The organism is Streptomyces sp. Isolate_45, assembly GCF_024721315.2.
In the GTDB taxonomy this organism is placed as follows: Bacteria; Actinomycetota; Actinomycetes; order Streptomycetales; family Streptomycetaceae; genus Streptomyces.
On sequence record NZ_JANFAK020000064.1, the window covers coordinates 1 to 21,567 of the forward strand.

At 73.1% G+C, this 21,567-nt stretch carries 19 protein-coding genes and 1 tRNA gene; 8 read left to right on the forward strand and 12 right to left on the reverse strand.

What is annotated here, in order from left to right; genetic code table 11:
- Positions 1 to 180: 180 nt before the first annotated feature.
- A complete protein-coding gene (locus tag NOD94_RS21090; protein ID WP_281207571.1) occupies positions 181 to 561 on the reverse strand; it encodes a hypothetical protein in 381 nt (126 codons plus the stop codon).
- A gap of 157 nt (positions 562 to 718) precedes the next feature.
- Between NOD94_RS21090 and NOD94_RS21095 the strand changes: the two genes are divergently transcribed.
- The 3 genes from NOD94_RS21095 (at position 719) to NOD94_RS21105 (ending at position 2,842) form a co-directional block, all read left to right on the forward strand.
- A tRNA-OTHER gene (locus tag NOD94_RS21095) sits at positions 719 to 808 on the forward strand.
- Positions 809 to 1,047: 239 nt separating this feature from the next.
- The gene (locus tag NOD94_RS21100; protein WP_281207572.1) at positions 1,048 to 2,139 is read left to right on the forward strand and encodes an iron-containing redox enzyme family protein; all 1,092 of its coding nucleotides are present in this window, start codon (positions 1,048 to 1,050) and stop codon (positions 2,137 to 2,139) included.
- A gap of 4 nt (positions 2,140 to 2,143) precedes the next feature.
- Positions 2,144 to 2,842 carry a hypothetical protein gene (locus tag NOD94_RS21105; RefSeq protein WP_281207573.1) on the forward strand — a complete coding sequence of 233 codons (699 nt, stop codon included), beginning with the start codon at positions 2,144 to 2,146 and terminating at the stop codon, positions 2,840 to 2,842.
- Between the two features lie 138 nt (positions 2,843 to 2,980).
- Here NOD94_RS21105 and NOD94_RS21110 read toward each other — a convergent pair whose 3' ends face one another.
- The gene (locus NOD94_RS21110; protein WP_281207574.1) at positions 2,981 to 3,160 is read right to left on the reverse strand and encodes a hypothetical protein; all 180 of its coding nucleotides are present in this window, start codon (positions 3,158 to 3,160) and stop codon (positions 2,981 to 2,983) included.
- A 17-nt stretch (positions 3,161 to 3,177) separates the two neighbouring features.
- On the reverse strand, positions 3,178 to 4,191 hold the full coding sequence (locus NOD94_RS21115) for a DUF2156 domain-containing protein (RefSeq protein ID WP_281207575.1): 1,014 nt from the start codon (positions 4,189 to 4,191) through the stop codon (positions 3,178 to 3,180).
- A gap of 249 nt (positions 4,192 to 4,440) precedes the next feature.
- Here NOD94_RS21115 and NOD94_RS21120 point away from each other — a divergent pair, with 249 nt between their 5' ends.
- The 5 genes from NOD94_RS21120 to serS all read left to right on the forward strand — a co-directional run bounded on the left by NOD94_RS21120 (position 4,441) and on the right by serS (position 9,112).
- Positions 4,441 to 5,595, forward strand: coding sequence for an acyl-CoA dehydrogenase family protein (locus NOD94_RS21120; protein ID WP_281207576.1), 1,155 nt, complete (start codon positions 4,441 to 4,443; stop codon positions 5,593 to 5,595).
- A 28-nt stretch (positions 5,596 to 5,623) separates the two neighbouring features.
- Positions 5,624 to 6,151 carry a hypothetical protein gene (locus NOD94_RS21125; RefSeq protein WP_281207577.1) on the forward strand — a complete coding sequence of 176 codons (528 nt, stop codon included), beginning with the start codon at positions 5,624 to 5,626 and terminating at the stop codon, positions 6,149 to 6,151.
- Positions 6,148 to 6,780, forward strand: coding sequence for a flavin reductase family protein (locus NOD94_RS21130; RefSeq protein WP_281207578.1), 633 nt, complete (start codon positions 6,148 to 6,150; stop codon positions 6,778 to 6,780). Before NOD94_RS21125 ends, NOD94_RS21130 begins: the two co-directional genes overlap by 4 nt.
- The gene (locus NOD94_RS21135) at positions 6,777 to 7,760 is read left to right on the forward strand and encodes a VlmB-like protein (protein WP_281207579.1); all 984 of its coding nucleotides are present in this window, start codon (positions 6,777 to 6,779) and stop codon (positions 7,758 to 7,760) included. The genes NOD94_RS21130 and NOD94_RS21135 overlap by 4 nt, the downstream gene beginning before the upstream one ends.
- Positions 7,761 to 7,831: 71 nt before the next feature.
- The gene (serS, locus tag NOD94_RS21140) at positions 7,832 to 9,112 is read left to right on the forward strand and encodes a serine--tRNA ligase (RefSeq protein WP_281207580.1); all 1,281 of its coding nucleotides are present in this window, start codon (positions 7,832 to 7,834) and stop codon (positions 9,110 to 9,112) included.
- On the opposite strand, the gene NOD94_RS21145 is transcribed toward serS, so the two are convergent.
- The 9 genes from NOD94_RS21145 to NOD94_RS21185 are packed head-to-tail and all read right to left on the reverse strand — an operon-like array spanning position 9,096 to position 21,535.
- Positions 9,096 to 9,836 (reverse strand): 4'-phosphopantetheinyl transferase superfamily protein, encoded by a 741-nt coding sequence (locus tag NOD94_RS21145; RefSeq protein ID WP_281207581.1) that lies wholly within the window; start codon positions 9,834 to 9,836, stop codon positions 9,096 to 9,098. The genes serS and NOD94_RS21145 overlap by 17 nt on opposite strands.
- A gap of 45 nt (positions 9,837 to 9,881) precedes the next feature.
- Positions 9,882 to 10,934, reverse strand: a complete 1,053-nt coding sequence (locus NOD94_RS21150) for a C45 family peptidase (protein ID WP_281207582.1) — start codon at positions 10,932 to 10,934, stop codon at positions 9,882 to 9,884.
- Entirely contained in the window at positions 10,931 to 11,536 is a 606-nt protein-coding gene (locus NOD94_RS21155; RefSeq protein WP_281207583.1) for a GNAT family N-acetyltransferase, read from the reverse strand. Before NOD94_RS21155 ends, NOD94_RS21150 begins: the two co-directional genes overlap by 4 nt.
- 3 nt (positions 11,537 to 11,539) lie before the next feature.
- Positions 11,540 to 11,812, reverse strand: coding sequence for an acyl carrier protein (locus tag NOD94_RS21160; protein WP_281207584.1), 273 nt, complete (start codon positions 11,810 to 11,812; stop codon positions 11,540 to 11,542).
- Complete coding sequence (locus NOD94_RS21165; RefSeq protein ID WP_281207585.1) at positions 11,805 to 13,436, reverse strand: AMP-binding protein; 1,632 nt, start codon at positions 13,434 to 13,436, stop codon at positions 11,805 to 11,807. Before NOD94_RS21165 ends, NOD94_RS21160 begins: the two co-directional genes overlap by 8 nt.
- Positions 13,433 to 16,735: an amino acid adenylation domain-containing protein gene (locus tag NOD94_RS21170; protein ID WP_281207586.1), complete on the reverse strand. Its 3,303-nt coding sequence runs from the start codon at positions 16,733 to 16,735 to the stop codon at positions 13,433 to 13,435. The genes NOD94_RS21165 and NOD94_RS21170 overlap by 4 nt, the downstream gene beginning before the upstream one ends.
- Positions 16,732 to 19,020, reverse strand: coding sequence for a class I tRNA ligase family protein (locus tag NOD94_RS21175; protein WP_281207587.1), 2,289 nt, complete (start codon positions 19,018 to 19,020; stop codon positions 16,732 to 16,734). Before NOD94_RS21175 ends, NOD94_RS21170 begins: the two co-directional genes overlap by 4 nt.
- Positions 19,017 to 20,207 (reverse strand): FAD-dependent oxidoreductase, encoded by a 1,191-nt coding sequence (locus tag NOD94_RS21180; RefSeq protein ID WP_281207588.1) that lies wholly within the window; start codon positions 20,205 to 20,207, stop codon positions 19,017 to 19,019. The genes NOD94_RS21175 and NOD94_RS21180 overlap by 4 nt, the downstream gene beginning before the upstream one ends.
- A complete protein-coding gene (locus tag NOD94_RS21185; protein WP_281207589.1) occupies positions 20,207 to 21,535 on the reverse strand; it encodes a SidA/IucD/PvdA family monooxygenase in 1,329 nt (442 codons plus the stop codon). The genes NOD94_RS21180 and NOD94_RS21185 overlap by 1 nt, the downstream gene beginning before the upstream one ends.
- Positions 21,536 to 21,567: the final 32 nt, after the last annotated feature.

Here is a 21,567-nt window from a genome sequence, read left to right on the forward strand (position 1 = left end):
CGGACGACGCGCTATAGCGACTAGAGCAGCGCCACCGCTAGGGCACCACGCCCGCGGGGCGATCTAGGGGCGACGCGAACCCCGACGGGGGCGCCGGGGCCGATCGGCCCGGGCCCCCCTTTCACGTTCTCCTCGCGCCGTTCCGGCGCACGCCGTTCTCCTCCGCCGTCGCGGGCGCGCTCAGTCGAGCTGCGAGACGATCATCACGCAGTCCTGGAGGGCCTTGGTGGCGTGCCCCTTGCCCTGGGTGTCCTCGACGAGCTGGGTGTTGCCCGGGGTGAAGGTCCGCCAGGTGCCGTCACTGACGCCGCACTCCAGCAGACCGCTGATCAGGGTCATGATCTGGCGGCGCGGCGCGGGGTGGAAGTCGCCCACGTACCCGGCCGGCAGGAAGAGGTAGACGGCCTGCTTGGCCGGCACGCCCTCGGAGACGAAGATCGGCGGCGCGGGCGGGGCGAAATTGACGGCGGTCACCTCCAGCGTCTCGTCGATGAAATGCGATTCGCCGTTCTCGTCGTTGTAGAGACGCGATACGGCGATTTTTGCGGTCTCGGCGCTCACGGGAACTCCCGGGTATCTGGTGAAGTGGCTCGATCGCCCTTCACTATCCCAGCGGGCACTGATGGGCCCCTGACCGTTCCCCCGAATTCCGGTCTCAGAAATCCATCAGCAGCCTGTCAGCGGCGGCGTGCCAAGCTGATGCCAGAGAAAGGCCGTTGGAGAGGTTCCCAAAGCGGCCGAATGGGGTCCGGTGGGGCTACTCGCCGGACGGGCTCTGCCCACGCAGGTTCGAATCCTGCCCTCTCCGCAGGTGCTCATCCCAGGCACGCGCATCCCGATCCGAACCAAGGGGTGCGCGTGTCTTTGGCATGAGGGGCCCCCGCCGCACCGGCCCGGGCCCCCTCCGGCGCCCCTCCCGCCCCGGACTCGCGGAGCGAGGACGTGTATCCAGCCGATCCGCCCGCGGGTCCGCGTCGACGGATCCGATTCCCTCACCACACCCGCGCGACCCGACCAGGCGTCGTTTCCCGAGCGACCTTGAGAGACATGGAGACGCAGTTGCCCAGCACCGACAACCACACCGATCCCGCGATCCGCAGGACCGACGCCGCAGCGCTCGTCGAGGAGGTCTCGTCCTGGCTGGCCGTCGACGCCGACGAGATCGACGCCAAGTTCGCCGGCGAGCGGGCCAGGGTCGTCGAGGCGGTCACCCGGATGAACGCGGCCGCGGTGGCCGGCCCCGACCGGGACGACGCCCACTACCAGCAGCAACTCCTGCTGTCGCGCATCTACCAGACGGTGATGCAGATACCGTCGCGGCCCACGGCCGAGGGCTCCGTGCTCGTCCACGAGGTCACCCGGCTCCTGGAGCACGCCACCCTCACCACCGAGGACGCCCATCTGGAACCCGGGCTGCTGGAGTCCGCGCCGACCGAACCCAAGCAGTTCCTGTCCTGGCTCAAGGGCCTGGTCCGCAAGCACCGCGCCTTCAAGCACCCGTACTACACCGACTTCATCAACCGCGAGGCGCGCAGCGAGGACCTGCGCACGTACGTCATCCAGGAGTCGCTGATCGACGGCCGCTTCGACGACTTCCTCGCGATGATGCAGATCGGCACGGCCGGCGCGAGCAAGATGGAGATCGCCGGCAACTACTGGGACGAGATGGGCAACGGCGACCCCGAGGCCGTGCACACCCACCTCTTCAACAAGATCTACGAGGTCTTCGACGTCCGCGCCGAGGACCTGGAAGCCGCCATGACCACCACCGACCTGCATTCGGGCAACCTCGCGGTGCTGCTGTGCCGCTACCGCCACCTCTACCCGGAGGCGGTCGGCTTCCTCGGCATGACCGAATGGCTGGCCCCCGACCGGTTCCGCAACGTCGTGCGCGCCTGGGAGCGGCTCGGTCTGCCCGAGGTCGGCATCACCTACCACCGGCTGCACATCACCATCGACTCGCAGCACGCGGCGGGCTGGTTCCACAACGTGGTCATCCCGAGCGCCGACACCGCCTACATGCGCCGGGGCATCGCCCGCGGCGCGCTGTGGCGGGCCAACTCCTCCGCCCGCCACCTCGACGAGCGCCTGCAACTGGCGCGGATGTCCGCCGAGCGCACGCCCGTCGCCGCGGGCTGAGGCCGTGGCGTCGCCGAGCGGGCACGCGCTGCGCGAGCACGGGTTCGCCCTGACCGGGCTGCCGCCCGTCCCCGCGGTGGTCGCCGCCGGCTTCGCGGACCTTCCGCGGCCGCCCCTGCGGCTGCGGATGTCGTGGACGGCCGATGACGACTGGCTGTTCCAGTACGTCCCCGCGGCCGCCGGGCCCGCGAGCCCCGTACGGGACCTCGCGGACCGGCGGCTCGCTGCGGGCCTGTCGGCGCTGTTGCGGTCCACGCTCAGCGGGCCGTGGCTCGACATCCACGCGGATTGGCTGATCGAACTGCACCGGGTCCGCACCGTCGCCCCCGCCGGGGAGGCGGCGCGGGTGGAACGACCCGGGCGACCGGCCGGCTGCGCGTTCACCCTGGTGGCGGTGGCAGGCCGCGACGGTACGGGGAGCCTGCGCTCTCGGCTGTACGCTCCCGGGCGCGTCGGGCCGCTCGTGGAGGCGGCCCCCGCGCCCGGGCAGGGCGTCCTGTTGGACCGGCGGGCCGTCGTCGACGACCGGCACGAGCTGCTGGCCGGGGCCGGCGGGCCGGTGGTCCAGGACTTGTTGGTCGCGCACCTCTCCCCGGCCTCCGGGCCGGTGGAGGCGGCTCCGGGTCCGGCCCTGCGGCGACGCCCGATGCTGGTGCGCGGGCCGGCCGGCACCGTGGTGAGCACCCGGCCGGCCCTGCGCTGAGGGCCTGATCGGAACGGGAGGGCGGGGCGGTGGGGGACTCCCCCGCCGCCCCGCCCTCCGCGTGCGGGGGCCCGCCCACGGCCGCGCCCCCGCACGGGAATCCGTACGGGGGCGCGGGCGGGGAGGACGTACGGGTTCTCAGGACGCGGCGGCTCCTTCCCGGAGCAGGGCGTCGAGGCGGACCAGGCCCTCCTCGACGGCGCGGGCCGCCTCCAGGTCGTCGGGGGCGGCCGCGCAGGCCTGGAACTGTTCGACGACGAGCAGGCCCTGGGCCCGGATCTCCTCGTCCGTCGGGGACGTCGGGGACGTCGGGGGCATGGGTGGGCCTCCCTCTCTCAGACCGCGTTGCAGGCGCGGAAGACGTGGACCAGCGCGGGCAGGCTGGCCCGGTGCTGGAAGGCGATGTACTCCGGCAGCACCACGGAGGGCGCCCACTTCTGCTTGTACTCCAGCTGCGTGCGCGCCGGGTAGATGTGCGCGCCGTGCTCCCACAGGTGTCGCATGAACCAGTGGAAGCCCGGGCTGTGGCCCGGGAACTGGGGGGCCGTCAGCGAGGTGAAGGGGGTGAAGCCGAAGTGCAGCCAGCGGGTGCCCTCGGCGGTGAACACGTCGAGGGCCGCCTTGTTGAGGGCCTCCATCACCCCGGGCGGGGAGTCGGGCTGCCGGCGGCTCAGGTCGTGCATCCAGCCGGGCCGCGGCCCGTAGACGGGGGCGTAGGAGACGTAGCCGATGAGCCGTCCGTCGTGGACGGCGGCGAAGAGCCGGCGCAGCGGCTGGTAGCGGCCGCCGGTCTGGCCGACGAGGAACTCCAGCGGTTTGACGCCCTCGCCCTTGGTGGCGAGCCAGGCGGTGTCGAGCGCGGCGATCTGGTCGGCCCAGTCCTCGTAGGGGGCTTCGCGGATCTCCAGGCCGCTGCGCAGCGCCCGGGAGATCTTGTTGCGGAGCTGCATGAACTTGGTGCCCGCCAGAGTGAAGGTCTCCAGGTCGACGACGTAGGAGGCGCCCATCTGGTTCACGGTGAAGCCCTGGTCGACGTAGACGTCGGCGTCCGCGCCCTGGAGTTGTACCGACACGATCTCGCGGCCCTGTTCGGCGGCGAAGGCGGTGAAGCCGGCCAGGAGCCGGGCCCGGGGGCCGTCGGGGCCGGCCGGGGCGAAGGGTGCGAAGGGGCCGCCGAACTGCACCAGGTAGCGGCCCACGGGCCGGTAGACGATGATCCCGGGCTCGTCCGGCAGCCGGAAGTAGCTGTTCCCGTCACTGAAGGCGAAATACGCGCTCGGATTTCCGGCGTCCGCGTACTGCCGGATGGCGTCGAGCGCGACATCCGTCTCCAGAATCGTTCCGGTCATTTCAGATCCATTCTCCCGCGAGCACTTCTCCACTTATGGCACGGGCGGCGCCCCGCCACAAGTGCCGGGCGGTCCCCCGGTCAGTCGCGCGTCAGGGCCAAGTCAGGTGAAATCACTGGTCAGATGGGTGTCAGGCCTCAGTCAGACGGTGGGTGAAACACTTCTTTCCGAATATTGCCTTTCGGACCGCGGGGAATGTCCCGACCGGTCCGGAGGAGAATTCCGAGAGAGCCCGAGGAGAAAACGCCGATGCGTTCCCTGACGACAGCCCGCGGGATCTGCGAGCAATTCCATCCAGGTCTTCTCGACGCGCTTGAGAACCTGCCGCTCACCTCCGCCGACGGCGGGGCGCGGGAGAGCGCGGACAGCCCGGTGCTGGAGCTGTACCGCGAGCACGCCGGTCCGGGGCTGCTGGTGCCCGCCGCTTACGGCGGCGCGGCCGCGGGGCCGCTGGAGGCGGTGCGGGTGCAGCGGGCCCTCGCCGCCGCCTCGCCGTCGCTGGGGGTCGCCTCGACGATGCACCACTTCACCGTCGCGATGCTGTTCCGGCTGGCGGAGGTCACCGACCGGCTCACCCCGACCCAGTTGAAGGTGATGACGGCGGTGGCCTCGGACGGGCTGTTGCTGGCCTCCGGCTGGGCGGAGGGGCGCACCAGCCAGAACATCCTGACGCCGTCCGTCGTCGCGGAGCGCACCCCCGGCGGGTACCGGGTCAACGGGTCGAAGAAGCCGTGCAGCCTGTCCCGTTCGATGGACGTGCTGACGGCCAGTGTGGCGGTGACGGGGGACGACGGACGCTCCGGTCTGGCGCTGATGCTCATTCCGGCCTCCTCGCCGGGCATCACGACCCGGCCGTTTTGGGGGACCCCCGTACTGGCGGCCGCGCAGAGCGACGAGGTCGTGTTCACCGACGTCGAGGTCCCGGCCGACCTCGTCATCCACAGCACCCCCGAGGACGCCGACCGGCTCGACGACCTGCAGACGGCCGGGTTCACCTGGTTCGAACTGCTCGCCACCGCCACGTACGTGGGCGCCGCCTCGGAGCTCGTCGCCCGGGTGGTGGCCGGCGGGCGCGGCACGGCCGACGAGCGGGCGCGGCTGGTGGTCCGGCTCGACGCCGCGGTGGCCCTCGTCGAGGGCGCCGCCCGGGCCCTGGAGGACGGCACCGAGGGCGACGAGGCGGTGGCGGCGGTGCTCACCGCCCGGTACGCGTCCCAGGACCTGCTCGCCTCGGCCGTCGACCAGGCCGTGGAGATGCTCGGCGGGATGGCGTTCATCCGTTCCGCGGACGTGGCGTACCTGGCGAGCGCGGTCCGCGCCCTGGCCTTCCACCCGCCGTCGCGCGCGAGCGTGGCCGCCGAGCTGGCCGACTACTTCGCCGGCAGCCCCCTGCGGCTGTCCTGATCAGCCGCCCCGTCGGAAGGACACCCTGATGGACATCAAGAACCCGGTCGAGTCACCGGTCACCTTCAACCTGCACCGCGCCGAGTACCTCGTCGCCTTCGCGGTGACGATCGGCATGATCCTGTGGCACTTCACGGACATCCGGTGGTTCGTGGCGATCGGCCTGTTCCTCTACATCGATCTGCTGGGCTACATCCCGGGGGCCATCGCCTACCGGCGCAGCCCGGACGGGCGGATCCACAAGGCGTACTACGTCCTGTACAACACGATGCACAGCCTGCTCAGCGTGGCCCTCGTGGGTGTGCTGTGGATGTGGCTGATCGGGCCCGAGTGGGCGTTGCTGGCGCTGCCGTTCCACGTGTTCGGTGACCGGGGCGTCTTCGGGAACTTCCTCAAGCCGTTCGGGTTGCCCTTCGAGCCGGTGCCCACGCCGCTGGTCGACCGGGTGACGGCGATGCTGAAGCGCCGGGCGGCCACCGACGGCCCGGTGCCGCTGCCCTACGAGGAGCAGGCCGCCGCCACCGGCGCGGCCGCGGCGGTCGGGGCGCACCGGTGAGCCGCTACCCGACCTGGCTCACGGACCGTTCGGCGTCGGCGCCCGCGCAGGGGTACGAGGATCCGGAGGCGGCCCGGCTGGCGCTGCGCCGGCTGGCTTCGGGCGTGACGGTGCTGACCGTCAGCCAGGGCGGGGTCCGGCACGGCACCACGGCGAGCGCGGTGGTGACCCTGTCGAGGGACCCGCTGGTGCTGGGGGCCTGTCTGCGGCCCACGTCGACGTTCGCCTCGTTGGTGCGCAGGGCGGGCCGGTTCTCGGTGAACGTGCTGTCCTCGGCGCAGAACGACGTGGCCCGGCGGTTCGCGAACCCCGGACGTCCGCTCGGGGACGCCCAGTTCGAGGGCTTCGACTGGTCCACCGACCCGCTCACGGGTGCTCCGCTGCTCGGTGGGAGCTTGGCGCACATGGCCTGCCGGATCCTCGGCTGGCACCAGGTCGGCGACCACGACATGCTCCTCGCCGAGGTGACGGGCGGCAGCCACACCGTCGACTCCCCGATGCTCAGCTTCGCCGGCCGCATGCACAGCGCCGCCGTCACTCCCGCGGCGTCGGCCGGCGCCGTCCCTTCCGGTGTGCCCGCCCCTTCCGGCGCTTCCACCGTTTCCGTCTCTCCCAGCGAGGTGTCATGACCACCGTTCCGCAGATCCCCGTCGAGGCCGACTGGGACCGCGCGCCCAACCTGCTGGACGGCGCGCAGGAGATGACCCTGACCGCCGACGAGTGCGACCTCGGGTACTGGCTGTCGGCCGTCGCCCAGGGCACCCTGCGCGGGCGGGCCGAGGCCGGCCACGACGCCGTCACCCCCGCCCACATGCGCGAGGACGGGCCGCTGCGCCGGGCGCTCGTGCTGGAGCTGGGCAACCGGTCGCTGGCCGAGTCCCGGGCGGTGGAGGTGCTGTCCCACTACGTGATCGGCGCGCCCGGCGTCGTCGAGCAGGAGTTCTTCACCACGCAGGTGGTCGACGAGGCCCGGCACGCGATGATCTTCCGCAAGCACCTGGTGGACCTGGGGGTGCCCGCGGCCGGGCTGCTCGGCTTCATCAAGGAGCAGGGCGCCGACTACACCCGGCGGGTGCTGAACCCGATCGCCGAGTTCGCCACGACCGTGGTCCGCGACGAGGGCGACTTCATCGGCGCGGTCGCCGTGTTCACCATCGTCATCGAAGGGGTGCTGGCGCCCGCCGCCGAGCTCAGCGAACGCAAGTGGACGCTCCTCGACCCGGCCGCCGCCGAGATCGCGCGCGGTGCCTCGATCGACGAGATCCGCCACCTGACCGTGGGCAGCTCCATCGTGCGCGAGCACCTGGCGCTGAACCCCTCGTACCGGCCGCGGCTGATCGAGCTGATCCGGCGCGGCCGGCAGCTGTGGGACGAGCTGCCCTCGGAGGAGTTCGTGCTGGAACGCGAGGAGCTGTTCCAGGAGGGCATGTTCGCCCACGCCGGGCTGCTGGACGGGTACGAGGTCTTCCCCGGCTGCAAGCTCCTGGAGACGACCCCGAAGCAGCGCTACGACCTCGCCGAGCAGTGGACCGACGACATGGCCGAGGTGCGGCTGCCGTACATGGGCATCCCGGAGGCCGTGGACATCATCCGCAACCACCCGCGGTGAGCCGGTGACGGCCGTCGCCGCCGCCGCGCACGTCACCCGCGCACACCACCGCCGAGGACCGAGGAGCCGTCATGCACGACCCGCACGCCCTGCTGCAGGACGCGGCGGTGGCCGACCTGGCCCGCCGCGGACACCACCTGGACCGCGCCGCCCTGCGCGAGCTGACCGATCTGCGCTCCCGGCTCATCGCCGAACGCGACAAGCTGCGGGCGGAGCAGAACCGCTCAGCCCGTAGCGGGGTGCGGCCCGACGCGGCCGCGCGCGCCCGGATCCAGGAGGCCAAGGAGCGCCTGCGGTCGGTGTCGGAGGAGCTCCGGGTGGCGCAGGAGTCCCTCGACGCGCTGCTGCTGGCCGTCCCCAACCGGCCCCACCCCGACGTGCCCGACGGCACCGAGCAGGATCCGCCGGTGGTGCGCCGGGTCTTCGGGGAACCCCCGGGCTTCGAGTTCACCCCGCGCGACCACGTGGACGTCGGCACCCGGCTGGGCATCCTCGACCCGGTGCGGGCCGCGAAGCTCTCGGGCTCGCGCTTCGCCGTGACCCGGGGGGCGGGGGCCCGGCTGGAGCGGGCGCTGGCCTCGTTCCTGCTGGACCTGCACACCGGGGAGCACGGATACGTGGAGCACGGCGTCCCGCACCTGGTGAGCCGGGAGACGATGACGGGCACCGGGCAGCTCCCGAAGTTCGCCGACGACCTGTTCGCGACGGACGCCGCGGACCGCGAGCTGCTGCTGATCCCGACGGCCGAGGTGCCGCTGGTCAACCTGTACCGCGGGGAGACCCTCCAGGAGGGCGAACTCCCCCTCGCCCTGACCGCGTTCACTCCCTGCTACCGGGCGGAGGCGGGCTCGTACGGCCGGGACACGCGGGGGTTGGTGCGACTGCACCAGTTCGAGAAGGTCGAGCTGGTGCGGATCTGCCCGCCCGACCGGGCCCGGGAGGAACTGGAGATCCTGGTGGGGCACGCGGAGACCGCGCTGCGACGGTTGGGGCTCGCGCACCGGGTGGTGGAACTGCGGGCCGGCGACCTCGGGTTCGCCGCCCGGCGGACGTACGACATCGAGGTGTGGCTGCCGGGTCAGGGCACCTACCGGGAGATCTCCTCCTGTTCCGACTGCGGGGACTTCCAGGGGCGCAGGGCCGGCATCCGGGTCCGCGACCGGGACGGCGGCAAGGCCTTCGCGGCGACGCTGAACGGTTCGGCGCTGCCGATCGGCCGGACCCTCGTGGCGATCCTGGAGCAGTACCAGCGCGCGGACGGCTCGGTGACCGTGCCGCCCGCGCTGGTTCCGTACACGGGTTTCACCGCGATCGCCCCGGACGGTACGGCGGTGCTCAGCCCCGCGGCGTGAGCAGGGCCTGCCGGGGCCGGCCGCCGGCGTGCGCCCGGACGGGTTCCCGGGCGTGCTCCGGGACGGGCCACGGCAGGACCGTGACCGGGGCGAGGTCCCGGGACACGAAGGCGGTCATCGCCCAGGGCGCGTCCCGGTGGGTCGGCCGGAGTTCGGTCCGGCCGTGCCAGGGCGACGGGCCGTGGCCGCTGATCCCGCGCAGGGTGACCGCGCCGTCCGGGCCGAAGTCCAGGTCGACCTCCCGGGCGCCGTCGGTGAGGCCGCGGCCGGTGGCCTTGACCGCGGCCTCCAGCAGGGTCCAGGCGTGGAAGAAGGTCTCCGGGGTCGCGCTCGCCGGCACGCCCGGGTAGACGAAGGTCAGCACGTCCAGGTTGGTGGTGGACGGGCGGACCAGTTCCACGTCCACCCCGACCGGTCCGGTCTCGGTCGCCCCGAGCAGCAGCAGCCCGTCCGAGCGGGACCAGCTGATGTGGGTGCCGGGCTGGTCGGGCAGGTACGGCTTGCCCGCGGGGTCGTAGTGGATGCGCAGCTCGGACGCGGTGACGCCGAGGCGTTCGGCGAGCAGCCGACGGACGGTGAGCCGGGCGCGGTAGAAGCGGTGGGCGGCCCGGGCGTGGACGAACTCGGCGCCGCGGCGCAGCTCGTCCTCGGTGAGGCCCTCGGGGTAGTGCGCGCTGATGTCGGTGGGGTCGACCCGGTCGAGGTCGACCAGCCATGCGTCCATCGTGCTCCTTCCATGGGTACGGTCCTTCGGCGCGGAAGGGGCGGCCTACAGGCGGAACACCTGCGTGGCGGAGTGCGCCGGGTCGCCGGGGCGGACGTGGAGCCGGCCGGCGGCCGGGTGCATGACGACCGCGGCGACGGTCCGCTCCGCCCGGATGTCGCCGCGGTCGGGGACCCGCAGGGGCTCCCTGGAGAGCAGCGCGAAGTGGTCCTCGGCGTCCGCGTCGCCGCGGAGGTCGGCGAGCCCGTCGGTGGCCGCGCGCAGGCGGCGCACCGAGGAGTTCCGGGCGAAGACGTTCAGCTCGTCGGCCGGGGCGAAGTCCGGGTGGAGGAAGTGGTTGGTGTGGACGAGGCCCCCGGGCCCGGCCTCCCGTACGCGCAGTTCCCCGTCGAGGTGTTCGACGTACAGGGCCCGCTCGGGGTCGCACAGCATGAGGGAGCGGGAGCTGGCCAGTGGCAGGCCCGAGAGGACCTTGAGGGCCTCGTCGACGCTGCCCGCGTGGTCCAGGAGGTGGCGGATGGCCAGGTACGGGGGGACGCCCGGGCGCCAGGTGCCGCCGAGGACCAGGTTGAGGCCGACGGCCAGGCCGTCGCTGTTGAGGCCGAGGTAGCCGAGGAGCCCGGCGAAGCTGAGGACCAGCGAGCGCCGGGGGGAGCCGGCGCGGGCGGTCTCCAGGACGGCGATGTGGCTGTCGAGGTTCCCGTTGAGGTCGACGGTCTGGGCGAGGACGGGTGTTCCGTCGGCGGTGGTGCGGGCGTAGGTGGTGCAGTCGCCGGCCGTGGGGACCTTGGAGTAGCCCATGATCTCGCGGCGGAGCTGGAGCAGCCAGGCCTCGTCCTCGCCGATGCCGGCGCCTTCGGCGAGGCCCGCGACCTCCTCGGCGAGGTCGGGCAGGGCCGCCGTCACCCGCGTCCGGTAGGCGGCGACGGTCGGCAGCAGGGCGGGCAGGGTCAGGGGCCCGGCGGTGAGGTGGTTCAGCCGGGCCAGGCCGTCGTCGAGGAAGGTGCGCAGGGGGGCGGCGAGGGCCCGGCCGTGGGCACGGCCGATGTCGCGGGGCTCGCCGCCCGCCCGTATGAAGGTGATGCCGCCGGTGTTCACGCCGGTACCGCCTTCTTCGGGCCGCGGGCGAGGGCCTCGCGGACGGCCGGCCACTCGGTGCGCAGGATGCTGTAGAAGACGGCGTCGCGGCGGCGCCCGCCCGGCATGTAGTTGAAGCTGCGCAGGGTGCCCTCCTCGGTGGCGCCGATGTTCGCGAGGCCGCGGCGGGCCTGGACGTTGAGGACGTCGGTCTTGAACTCGGCGCGTTCGACGTCGAGCACCTCGAAGGCGTGGGCCAGCAGCGCGGCCTTCGCCCAGTGGTTGACGCCGCGGCCGCGGAAGTCCCGGCCGAGCCAGGACCAGCCGATCTCCAGGCGGCGGTCGGCCTCCGCCATGTTGCCGAAGCTCATGCTGCCCGCGACGCGGCCGCTGTCCTTGTCGGTGATCACGTACACGACCCGGCGGCCGGCGGCGTGGTCGGCGAGGTTGGCGTCGAAGAAGGACTCGAAGTCGGCCTCGGTCTCGACGGCGGCGACGAAGTAGCGCCAGATCGCGGGGTCCATGGCGACGGCCCGGACGCCCTCGCGGTCCGCCTCGGTGATCGGGGCGAGGCGCACCCGGTCGTTCTCCAGGACGGTGGCGGCGTGGTCGGTCCAGCTCATGATTCAGGCTCCGGTGGTGGCGTGGTGGCGGGTGAGGGCGTCGGTGACGTCGCGCAGCGTACGCATGACGGCGAGGTCGTGCTCGGTGAAGTGGGCGAGGTCCACTTCGGTCTCCTCGCACACCTCGGTGAGGAAGAGGACCTTGTTGAGGGAGGTCAGGCCGTAGGCGGCGACCATGTCGGCGTCGAGGTCGAGGTCCTCGGGCTCGACCTCGGGGATCAGGACGAGGGAGAGCTGGGCGCGGGCGGCTTCTTCTACGAGCTGGGTGTCAGGCATGGATTCCGGCCTCCTGGTCGTGCAGCGGGATGTGGTGGGCGGCCGCGATGGCGGGCCGTTTGGGCTTGTACTGGGAGGTCAGCAGGCCGTTGTCGATGCTGAACGGCGGATCGGCGACGAGGACACGGCTGATCCGCTCGTCGGCGCCGGTGGCGGCGTTGACGGCGGCGAGCCGGGCGGCGATGGCGGCGCGGTCGGCGGGCAGCGCGGCCGGGGACACGACGGCGACGAGGTCGGTCTGGGTGGGGCTGAACAGGACGCATTCGGCGACGGCCGGGTCGGCCCGCATCAGTTCCTCGATGGGCCGGACGATGACCTTCTTGCCGTTGTCGAGGACGATGACGTCGTCGGCGCGGCCCCGCACGAACAGGTAGCCGTCCTCGTCGAGGTGACCGAGGTCGCCGGTGCGGACCGTTCCGTCGGTGTCGAACACCTTCTCCGAGTCACCGGGGCGGGCGTACGCGTAGTGGTTGTTGACCGGGTGGGTGCTGCGGACGCTGATGACGCCGTCCTCGCCGATCAGCACCTCCTTGCCGCGCACCACCCGGCCGACGCTGCCCTCGCGGTGGGCGCCGGGGTGGTTCTTGGTGACGATGCAGGTCTCGTTGAGGCCGTAGCCCTCGAAGAGGGGCAGGCCGACGTCGGCGAAGAAGCGGAGCACGGCCGGGGAGGCGGGGGCGGAGCCGGTCCACAGGTAGCGGATCCGGTCGCCGAACAGGGCGCGGGCGGCCTGCCGCGGGTCCTGGCCGGCGGATCGGCGCAGCCGGCCCTCGATCTGCCTGCGGGCGCTCTCGTAGAAGGCGGGTACGCCCATGACGACGGTGGGGCGGACGCGGCGCAGGGTGGCGAAGGCGGCCTCGTAGGTGGTGAGGGTGACGTCGTGGCCGTGGAGCAGCGCGGAGTACACCCAGTAGCGCTGTTGGAGCAGGGAGAGCGGGAGGAAGACGAACAGGTCGTCGCCGGGGCCGTGCGCGAAGATCTCCTGGACGGCGGTGAGGGAGCTGTCGATGCTGCCGGCGGTGGCGCCGAGCCCTTTGGGCACGCCGGTGCTGCCGGAGGTGAACTTGATGGTGGTGACGTCCTGGAACCCCCAGTGGACGGGGGGCAGGGGCCGGTCGGGGGCGCCGTCCGGCTCGGTCAGGTCGAGGATCGCGCCGGTGCCGAGGACGCCGGCCGGCCACTCGGCGCAGCCGTGGTCGGGCCGGTCGGCGGTCTCGTCGGCGGTCTCGTCGGCGGCCCGGTCGGTGTACAGCAGGCGCAGGCCGTAGCGGTCCATCAGTTCGGCGGACGGGGTGAACTTGCCGGGCTCCAGGCCGGCCGTCTGCGCCCCGAGGCGCAGCGCGGCCAGGTCGAGGAGGACCCACTCCAGGCTGTTCGCGGCGAGGATCCCGATGCGGTCGCCGGGGCCGATGCCGTGGGCGTCGCGCAGGTGGTGGGCGAGGCGGCCGGAGCGCTCGTACAGCTCCCGCAGTGCGATGGTGCGGGTGCCGTCGAGGCGGGCGACGGAGATGCTGCCGGCGGCCGGCGGGCCGGTGACGATCCGCCGGATCGTGTCGGGCCCGGAGGCCGGCCCGCCGCCGGGCGCGGGGCGTACGGGCGCCGGTGAGGACGCCGCGCCGGTCATCGGGGCACCTCCGGGCGCAGGACGGCGGCCATGGCGCGGACGGTGTCGACCTCGGCGAACCGGTCGAGGGTCAGGGTGACGCCGAACCGTTTGCGGGCCGCGGTCAGGATCCGGGCCGCCGCGATGGAGTCACCGCCGAGGGAGGCGAGGGTGTCGAGGGCCCCGACGTCGGGACGCCGCAGGACGGTGGACCAGATGTCGCAGAGGATCTTCTCGGCCTGGGTGGCGGGGGCGCTGCCGCCCGCCTGCGGGGCGGGGGCCGCCGGGTCCTCGGCGCCGAGCGCGACCAGCTTCGTACGGTCGACCTTGCCGTTCTTGGTGAGCGGGAGCGAGCCGTGCCAGATGACCGCCGCCGGGAGCATGTAGTCCGGCAGGTCGGCGCGCAACGCGCGGCGGACTTCGGTGAGGTGCGGGCGGTGGGAGCCGGCGGGGACGAGGTGGGCGACGAGGCGGTTGCCGTGGGCGGCGACGACGGCCCGGGTGACCTCGGCCAGGGCGGCGAGCCGGGTCTCGACCTCGCCGGCCTCGATGCGATAGCCGTTGATCTTGATCTGGAAGTCGCTGCGGCCGAGGATCTGGATGTTCCCGTCGGGCAGGTACCGGCCGAGGTCGCCGGTGCGGTAGAGGCGTTCGCCGCGCACCGGGTCGGTGAAGAACCTTTCGGCGGTGCGCTGTTCGTCGCCCCAGTAGCCGCGGGCGAGACCGGTGCCGGCGGCGACGATCTCCCCGGTGACCCAGTCGGGGGCGTCGAGGCCGTCCCGGTCGAGGACGTAGGCGCGGTTGTTGGCGTTGGGCCGCCCGTACGGGATGGACTCGCTGCCGTCCTCGTCCTCGCCGACGGGGTGCAGGATGTTCCAGATGGTCGTCTCGGTGGGGCCGCCGAGGGAGACCACCTCCAGGCCGGGCGTCATCGTGCGCAGGGCGGCGGGCAGTTCGGGCGGGATGCGGTCGCCGCTCATCATGACGAGGCGCAGGGCGGGCGGCGCCGCGCCGTCGGTGCGGGCCTGGTCGTGGAGCAGTCCGGCGATGGCGGGGACGGAGTTCCACACGGTGACCCCGTGCAGGCGGCACAGGTCGAGCCAGTGCGCGGTGTCGACGGCCTTGTCGTGGTCGGGCATGACGAGGGCCGCGCCCGCCGACAGCGCTCCGAAGACGTCCCAGACGGACAGGTCGAAGTTGAAGGCGCTGATGGCGAAGAACCGGTCGCCGGGGGTGATGCGGAAGCGGGTGTGGCAGTCGGCGACGACGTTGGCGACGTTGCGGTGGGTGACCATCACGCCCTTGGGGGCTCCGGTGGTGCCGGAGGTGTAGAGGACGTACGCGAGGTCGTCGGGGTGGGAGCCCGGCAGCCGGTCGGGGACCTCGGCGCGGCCGGAGGCGGGTCCGGTGAGATCGAGGGTGGCCAGGGCGGCGAGGGGTCCGGTGTCGGGCGGGGCGGTGTCGGTGAGCACGCACCGTACTCGGCCGTCGGCGAGCATGTACTCCTGGCGGGCGGCGGGCAGGCCCGCGTCGACGGGCAGGTACGCGGCTCCGGCGAGGACGGTCGCGAGGATGCCGATGATCTGCTCGGGTCCGCGCCGCATGACGAGGCCGACGAGTTCGCCGCGGCCGACGCCGTGGGCACGCAGCCAGCCGGCGGCGGTGGCGGCCCGGTGCAGGAGTTCGCCGTAGCCGACGGTCCGGTCGGCGGTGAGGATCGCGGGCGCCCCGGGGGTGCGGGCGGCCCGCGTCACGATGGCGTCGCCGAGCATCTCGTCGGGCAGGGCGACGGCCGTGTCGTTCGCGGCGAGCCGGCGGGCGCGTTGCGCGGGCGGCAGCAGGTCGAAGCCGTGGCGCTGCCAGGCCCGCGCGTCGACGAGGGTTTCGAGGAGGGTGGTGTAGCCGTGCGCCAGGTCGTCGAGGAGGCCCTCGCAGAACAGTTCGTCGAGGCCGTCGAGTTGGACGACGAGCCCGCCGTGCTGCTCCATGGCGAAGGCGTTCAGCCACACCTGGGGGGTCTGGCTGACGGAGAAGACCTCCTTGCCGAAGAGTTCCAGGGTCGACCCGTCGACCTCGCTGCTGACGTGGCCGATGGCGCTGTTGAAGGTGTACGGCATGCGGGCGCCGGCCAGTCCGCCGCGGCGGCGGGCGAGTTCCTTGAGGACCTCGATGCCGGAGAAGTGGCGGTGGTCCATGTCGGTGTGCAGCTGCCGCTGGAGGGCGCGGGCGCGTTCGGCGAAGGTCAGGGTCCGGTCGGTGGCGGCCTCGACGAGGAGGGTGTCGGAGAACGGTCCGATGGCCTCGAAGATCCGGGGGTGGATCGGCGGCCGGTTGGCGACGGTGGTGGTGAGGGTGAACCGCTCGCCGGCGCCCCAGGTGGCGAGGGTTTCGGCGTACGCGGCGAGCAGCAGGGCGGACGGGGTCAGCCCGGCCTCGGCGGCCCGGTCCTTGAGCGCGGTCCAGGCCGTACGGTCCAGCCGGACGGCGCGTTGGGTGAACCGCGAGCCGGACAGGGCGGCGGGGGCGGCGCGCAGCGGCAGGTCGGGGTGGGGGGCGAGGTCGTCGGCGCGGGCCGTCCAGTAGTCGCGGGAGCGGCGGGCGGGGGCCCGGTCGCGGGCGGTCTCCAGGGCGGCGACGTAGTCCTCGAAGGGGAGTTCCTCCGGCGCTTCGGCGGTGGGGCTGCGGTAGGCGTGCCACCAGGCCCGGAAGAACAGGAACATGCTGATCCCGTCCATCACGAGGCCGTCGTGGCCGACGTGCAGGACCATCCTGTCGTCGGCGAGGAGGGTGACGTCGGCGGTGAGCAGCGGGGCCTGGTCGGCGGGCAGTACCTGGTGGGAGCGCATCTCGCGGAGTTCGGTGCGGATGAGTTCCTGCTGGCGGGGGTCGTGGGCGCGCAGGTCGAGGACGCCGATGCGGGGTGTGTGCTCGCCGTGTTCGGTGACCTGGCGGTCGGGGGACAGGAAGCGCGAGCGCAGGGCGCTGTGCGCGGCGACGACGGTGCCCAGGGCGCTCTGCAGCCGGTCGACGTCCCAGTGGCCCTCGATCTCGTGGAAGACGTGGCTGGCGACGTCCCCGATCTCGAAGACTCCGCTGCGGCCGGCGTAGTAGCCGCGCTGGAGGGGGGTGAGGGGGAAGCCGGGGCCGTGTTCGGCCTCGCGGGCGAGGTGGGCGACGAGGGCGGGCTTGGCGGCCTTGACGCGGGAGATGAACTCGGGGTCCATCCGGTCGCGGTTGCCCTGGAGGCGCAGGTCGCCGTCGGTGAGGGTGACGGACAGCCCGCGGCGGCCCATTTCGCGCAGCAGCTGGAGGTGGTTCATCGGGGCTCTCCCGAGGTCAGGGCGGCGACGGCGGCGGGTTCGGCGCGTTCGGCGATGACGGCGGCCAGTTCGGCGAGGGTGCCGCCGTGCAGGAGTTCGTCCATGGACAGGTCGACGTCGAGGGCGTCGAGGATCTGGTACTGGACGGTGACGGCCTGGAGGGAGCCGGCGGCGAGCTGGGTCAGGGTGCGGTCGGCGATCGGCTCGTCGTCGCCGAGCCGCAGGACGGTGCGGGCGACCTGGGTGAGCCAGGGCGTCAGGGCGGGTTCGGCGTCCGGTGCGGCGTCCGGTGCGGCGTCGGGCGACGGCCGGAAGAACACGGCGTCGGCGAGGGCGACGGCGCTGCCGGGGGTGAGGAGTTCGACGGTACGGGGCCACTCGCTCGGGGTGTCCCGGCCGAGGGCGGCGGCCAGCCGGGCGGCGAAGCGGGGCATGACGGGGGCGGCGGCGTGCGCGAGGAGGCGGGCGGCCGCCAGTTCGAGGGCGATGGCGGTGCGGTTCTCCGCCTCCCATCCCGGGGTGTCGGTGAGGAGGCCTTCGGCGCGGCCGAAGCGGACGGTGTCGCGGACGATGCCGTCGAGTTCGGCGGCGGCCTGGTTGAGGGAGAAGGCGTCGTTCTCCAGGGCCGCGGTGACGGCGGAGAGGCGGGTCCCGAGCCGGGCGAGGAACGCGGAGTGCTCGGGCGTCCAGTTGCCGGCGTCGGGGGCGCGGCCGGCGTGGTGCTTGGCGACGCGGGCTCCGAGGTCGGTCAGCCAGTGCTGCCAGGTGCCGATGAGGGTGTCGTTCAGGGTGGCCTCGTAGGCGGTGCGCGTGTAGTCGGTGCGCAGGCCCTCGGGGCGGGTGGCGGCGAGGAAGTAGCGGACGGCGTCGACGGTGTCGGGGCCGAGGACGTCCTTGCCCCAGATGGCGTGCCGGCGGCTGGTGGAGAACTTGGCGCCTTCGAGGAGGTAGAACTCGTTGACGTGGTAGTCGATGTCGGGGTTCCAGCCGGGGAAGGCGAGCTGGTAGAGCACCGGGTAGAGCACCGAGTGGTAGAAGCTGTTGTCGTAGCCGAAGAAGTGGACGATCTTCCAGTCGCGTTCGGGGTCGGCGGCGCGCCAGGGCCGGCCGAGGCGGGCGCCCAGGGACTGGATGCCGTGCAGGAACCCGTAGCTCATCTCGGGCCAGACCCAGATGACCTGGCCCTCGGTGTCCCCCTCGCGGGGTTCCACGCCCCAGGTCGAGGGGTGGGTGAGGGGGATGTCCACGCGGGGGCGGCGGAAGAGGCGGTCGGCGAGTTCGCGGAGCCGGGCGGGGACGCGGCCGGTGCGGTGGTGGGCGCGGACCTCGGTGGCGAAGGTGTGCAGGGGCAGGGTCCAGCGGGCGGCCGGGGCGGTGCGGGGCGCGGCGGCGGAGACGGTGGAGCGCGGGTCGGTGAGGTCGGTGACGGTGTTGGGTTCGCCGCATTCCTCGCAGATGTTCCCGTTGGTGGGGTTGCCGCAGCCGGGGCAGCCGCCCTTGACGTCGGACTCGTAGAGGTACTGGCCGGTCGTGGCGTCGTGCAGGGCGTCCTGTTCGGTGACGGTGACCTCGCCGGAGGCGACGACGCGGCCGAAGAAGTCCCGCAGGCCCTCGCGGTAGCCGGGGTCCTGGTCGGTGACCGTGTACTGGTCGAGGGGTATGTCCATCAGCCGCAGGGTTTCGGCGATCTCGGCGCTGTAGTGCGCGGCGGTCTCGGCGGGGGTGCGGCCGTCGGCGCGGGCGGCGCCGAGGACGTAGCTCTGGTAGTCGTCGCTGCCGGTGAGGTGGTAGGCCTCGGCGCCGTTCATGCGCTGGTAGCGGGTGAAGGCGTCGGCGCCGAGGTAGGGGCCGCCGAGGTGGCCGAGGTGCAGGTCGCCGTTGGGGGTGGGCGGGGTGGAGAAGACGAAGACGGGCCGGTCGCCGAAGCCCTTGCGGGCGGGGTTCGCCGCGGAGGTCGCGGCCCGTTCGGCGTCGCGCCAGTACTGGGTGAAGAAGACGAGGTCGCCGGCGTCGGGGCCGCCGGTGTTCTCCAGGACGTGGGACTCGAACGGTTCGAAGAGGACGACGGTGCCGGGGGCGGCGGGGTGGCGTTCGCCGTCGATGACGAACTCGCCCCGCCCGGCGGTGATCACGAACAGTTCGGTCTCGTCGTGGCGGTGGTGGTCGGTGGCCCGGCCGGGTGCGATGCGGCCCCAACCGGCGGGTGTGCCGAGGCCCTCCACACCGCTCATGTCGATGCCGAACGCCTGCTCCAGGACGTCGGCGTCATAACTGGCGATGATCATGTCGTGGCCTTTCGCGGGACCGGGAGGGACGGAAGGGACGGAAGGGAGGAGGGGGACGGCAGGGACGGGATCAGGTCGGCGGCGCGGGCGGCGAGCGCCGGGGCGAGGCGGTAGCCGGAGCCGCCGGCCGCGCCCGCGAACAGGAGCCGGCCGTAGGGGTCGAGCGGGGTGACGACCGGGGTGCCGCCGGCCCCGTACGCGTCGCAGAAGACCCGGCCCGACCGGCAGTGGGCGGCCAGGCCCGGGGCGTAGCGGGTGAGCAGGGCGCGGGCCTCGCGCAGGTGGCCGTCGGTGAGGGAGGGGTCGACGGTGTCGGGGTCGACGTCCCACTCCTGGCAGGTGTAGCTGAACAGCCAGTGGCCCCGGTGGTGCAGGGGCAGCAGGAAGGCGTCCTCGGTGTGCAGGACGACGGCCCGGTCGTCGGGGGCGCAGGGCACCTCGATGTGCAGGGCGACGATCTTCTTGACGCGGGCACCGAGCGGCGCGACGAGTTCCCGCCAGGCGGGCGCGGCGAGCCAGGGCCCCGGGGCGAGGACGACGTGGCCGGCGTCGAGGGTGGCGCCGCCGGTGAGGGTCAGGCGGGTGCCGCCGGGGCCGGAGGCGAGGGCGGTGACCTCGACGCCCTCCCGGAAGGCCACGGCCGGGCGCAGTTCGGCGGCGAGGCCTTGGGTCAGGGCGTGGACGTCGGCGTACTGGCAGCCGTCGCCCTCCCAGGCGCCGTGGCCCCGGGGCAGGGCGGGGACGGCGGCCGGCAGGTCGGCGGTCCAGCGGAGCTTGGCCTCGGGGAGGTAGACCTCGCGCAGCTGTTCCTCGGCCTGCTCCGGTGCGAGCACCGTCATCCCGAGCGGGTGGATGGGCAGGTCGGGGCGGGCCGTGCGGAGGTCCTCGTAGAAGCGTTGGCTCTCGGCGGCCAGCGCGCGGACGGTTTCGTTCGCGCCGCGCGGGAAGTGCAGTCCGGCGGAGCGGCGGGTGGCGCCGCAGCCGGTCATGTCGCGGTCGAGGACGGTGACGGTGGCGCGGGGGTCCCGGGCGAGTACCTCGCGGGCGATGAGGACGCCGAGTATCCCGGCGCCGACGACGGCCACGTCGGTACGGGCCCGGGCGGGCCCGCCGGCGCCCCCGCCGGAGACGGCGGACGCGGCGGACCCGGTGGGTATGCCGGGGGCGTCGGTGCGGTCGGCCGGCATCAGGCGCTCCACCGTTCGTCCTGGGGGGCCTTCGACGACCACTCGATGAAGGAGGACAGTTGCTCGTCGCCGCGTACGCCGCACAGCCGGTCGGCGATGCGCCGGCTGCGCCAGGCGTTGAGGCTGAGGTTGGGGTCGGCGAGACCCCGCTGGCCGCGGACGCCGTTCTGGACGAAGATCCGGCGGTCGGCGGGGCCGTCCCAGCGGACGGCGTAGTCCTCGTCGACGCGCAGTTCGTCGCCCTCGCGCTCCAGGCGGTCGGCGACGGGGGCGAGGAAGTCCATGGTGGCGGGCCGGTAGCCGGTCGCCCAGACGACGATGTCCGCCTCGAACTTCTCGACGGAGTCGGGCTCGCCGGTGTGGCGGGCGCAGACCTCCCAGCCGCCGAACGGGCCGCGGCCGACGTCGAAGACGTCGCGGCCCGGGTGCAGGGCGACCAGGTCCTCGTTGCCCTCGACGAACCGGTGGACGTAGATGGTCTGGTAGATCTCCCGGAGGGTGGACTCGGAGATGCCGTCGCTGGTCAGGAGGTTGCGGGTGTTCAGCGACTGACGGCGTTCGCGGGGCAGTCCGTAGAAGTAGTCGGCGTGGCTGGGCATGTAGTAGTCGTTGGTGAAGGGCGAGTCGTCGATGGGGAAGTAGTTCGGCCGCCGGGAGATCCACGAGACGCGGCGGGGCAGCTCCCAACCGCTGCGGGAGATCAGGTCGAGGAAGGCCTCGGCGCCGGACTGGCCGCCGCCGATGACGACGACCCTCTTGCCGCCGACGTCGCGGGCCGCGCCCAGGTAGTCGGCGACGTGGAACTGGGTGGGGCCGAGGAGGCCCTCCCCCTGCGGCGGCACCCAGGGCCGGCTGCCGACGCCGACGACGACGTTGTCCGCGGTGACGGTGCGGCGGTCGGTGTGGACCGTGAACACGCCGCGGTCGTCGTCGAAGTCGACCTCGCGCACGCCCTCGCCGAAGACGACGTTCTCGTTGCGGCGGCTGGCCCACGCCAGGTAGTTGCGGAACTCCAGCCTCGGTACGTCGTCGAACTGGGCGTTGAGGAAGTGGTAGACGCGGCCCTTGGCGTGCAGGTACGCCAGGAACGAGAAGGGGCTGGCCGGGTCGGCGAGGCTGACCAGGTCCTTGAACTGGGAGACCTGGAGCGTGGTGCCCGGGATCTGCTGGCCGTCGTGCCAGCCGAAGGACTCCTTGCGGTCGAGGAAGAGATTGGGTACGTCCGGCATGCTGTGCAGCAGCGACGCCAGACTGAGGTTGGCCGGGCCCACGCCGACGCCCAGGCAACGGACGTGCCTGGTGCCGGGCCGGAAGCTCTCGTGCCCCATGGTCGGAACCTCTCGTTCGAATCGGTGATCAG

Excerpts from the sequence above, each read along its gene's own strand:
- NOD94_RS21120 (WP_281207576.1), top strand. The coding sequence starts at position 4,441 with ATGCGTTCCCTGACGACAGCCCGCGGGATCTGCGAGCAATTCCATCCA.
- NOD94_RS21155 (WP_281207583.1), bottom strand. The coding sequence starts at position 11,536 with ATGAGCTGGACCGACCACGCCGCCACCGTCCTGGAGAACGACCGGGTG.
- NOD94_RS21115 (WP_281207575.1), bottom strand. The coding sequence starts at position 4,191 with ATGACCGGAACGATTCTGGAGACGGATGTCGCGCTCGACGCCATCCGG.
- NOD94_RS21125 (WP_281207577.1), top strand. The coding sequence starts at position 5,624 with ATGGACATCAAGAACCCGGTCGAGTCACCGGTCACCTTCAACCTGCAC.
- NOD94_RS21175 (WP_281207587.1), bottom strand. The coding sequence starts at position 19,020 with ATGATCATCGCCAGTTATGACGCCGACGTCCTGGAGCAGGCGTTCGGC.
- serS (WP_281207580.1), top strand. The coding sequence starts at position 7,832 with ATGCACGACCCGCACGCCCTGCTGCAGGACGCGGCGGTGGCCGACCTG.
- NOD94_RS21170 (WP_281207586.1), bottom strand. The coding sequence starts at position 16,735 with ATGAACCACCTCCAGCTGCTGCGCGAAATGGGCCGCCGCGGGCTGTCC.
- NOD94_RS21180 (WP_281207588.1), bottom strand. The coding sequence starts at position 20,207 with ATGCCGGCCGACCGCACCGACGCCCCCGGCATACCCACCGGGTCCGCC.
- NOD94_RS21165 (WP_281207585.1), bottom strand. The coding sequence starts at position 13,436 with ATGACCGGCGCGGCGTCCTCACCGGCGCCCGTACGCCCCGCGCCCGGC.
- NOD94_RS21160 (WP_281207584.1), bottom strand. The coding sequence starts at position 11,812 with ATGCCTGACACCCAGCTCGTAGAAGAAGCCGCCCGCGCCCAGCTCTCC.
- NOD94_RS21100 (WP_281207572.1), top strand. The coding sequence starts at position 1,048 with ATGGAGACGCAGTTGCCCAGCACCGACAACCACACCGATCCCGCGATC.
- NOD94_RS21135 (WP_281207579.1), top strand. The coding sequence starts at position 6,777 with ATGACCACCGTTCCGCAGATCCCCGTCGAGGCCGACTGGGACCGCGCG.
- NOD94_RS21145 (WP_281207581.1), bottom strand. The coding sequence starts at position 9,836 with ATGGACGCATGGCTGGTCGACCTCGACCGGGTCGACCCCACCGACATC.
- NOD94_RS21185 (WP_281207589.1), bottom strand. The coding sequence starts at position 21,535 with ATGGGGCACGAGAGCTTCCGGCCCGGCACCAGGCACGTCCGTTGCCTG.
- NOD94_RS21110 (WP_281207574.1), bottom strand. The coding sequence starts at position 3,160 with ATGCCCCCGACGTCCCCGACGTCCCCGACGGACGAGGAGATCCGGGCC.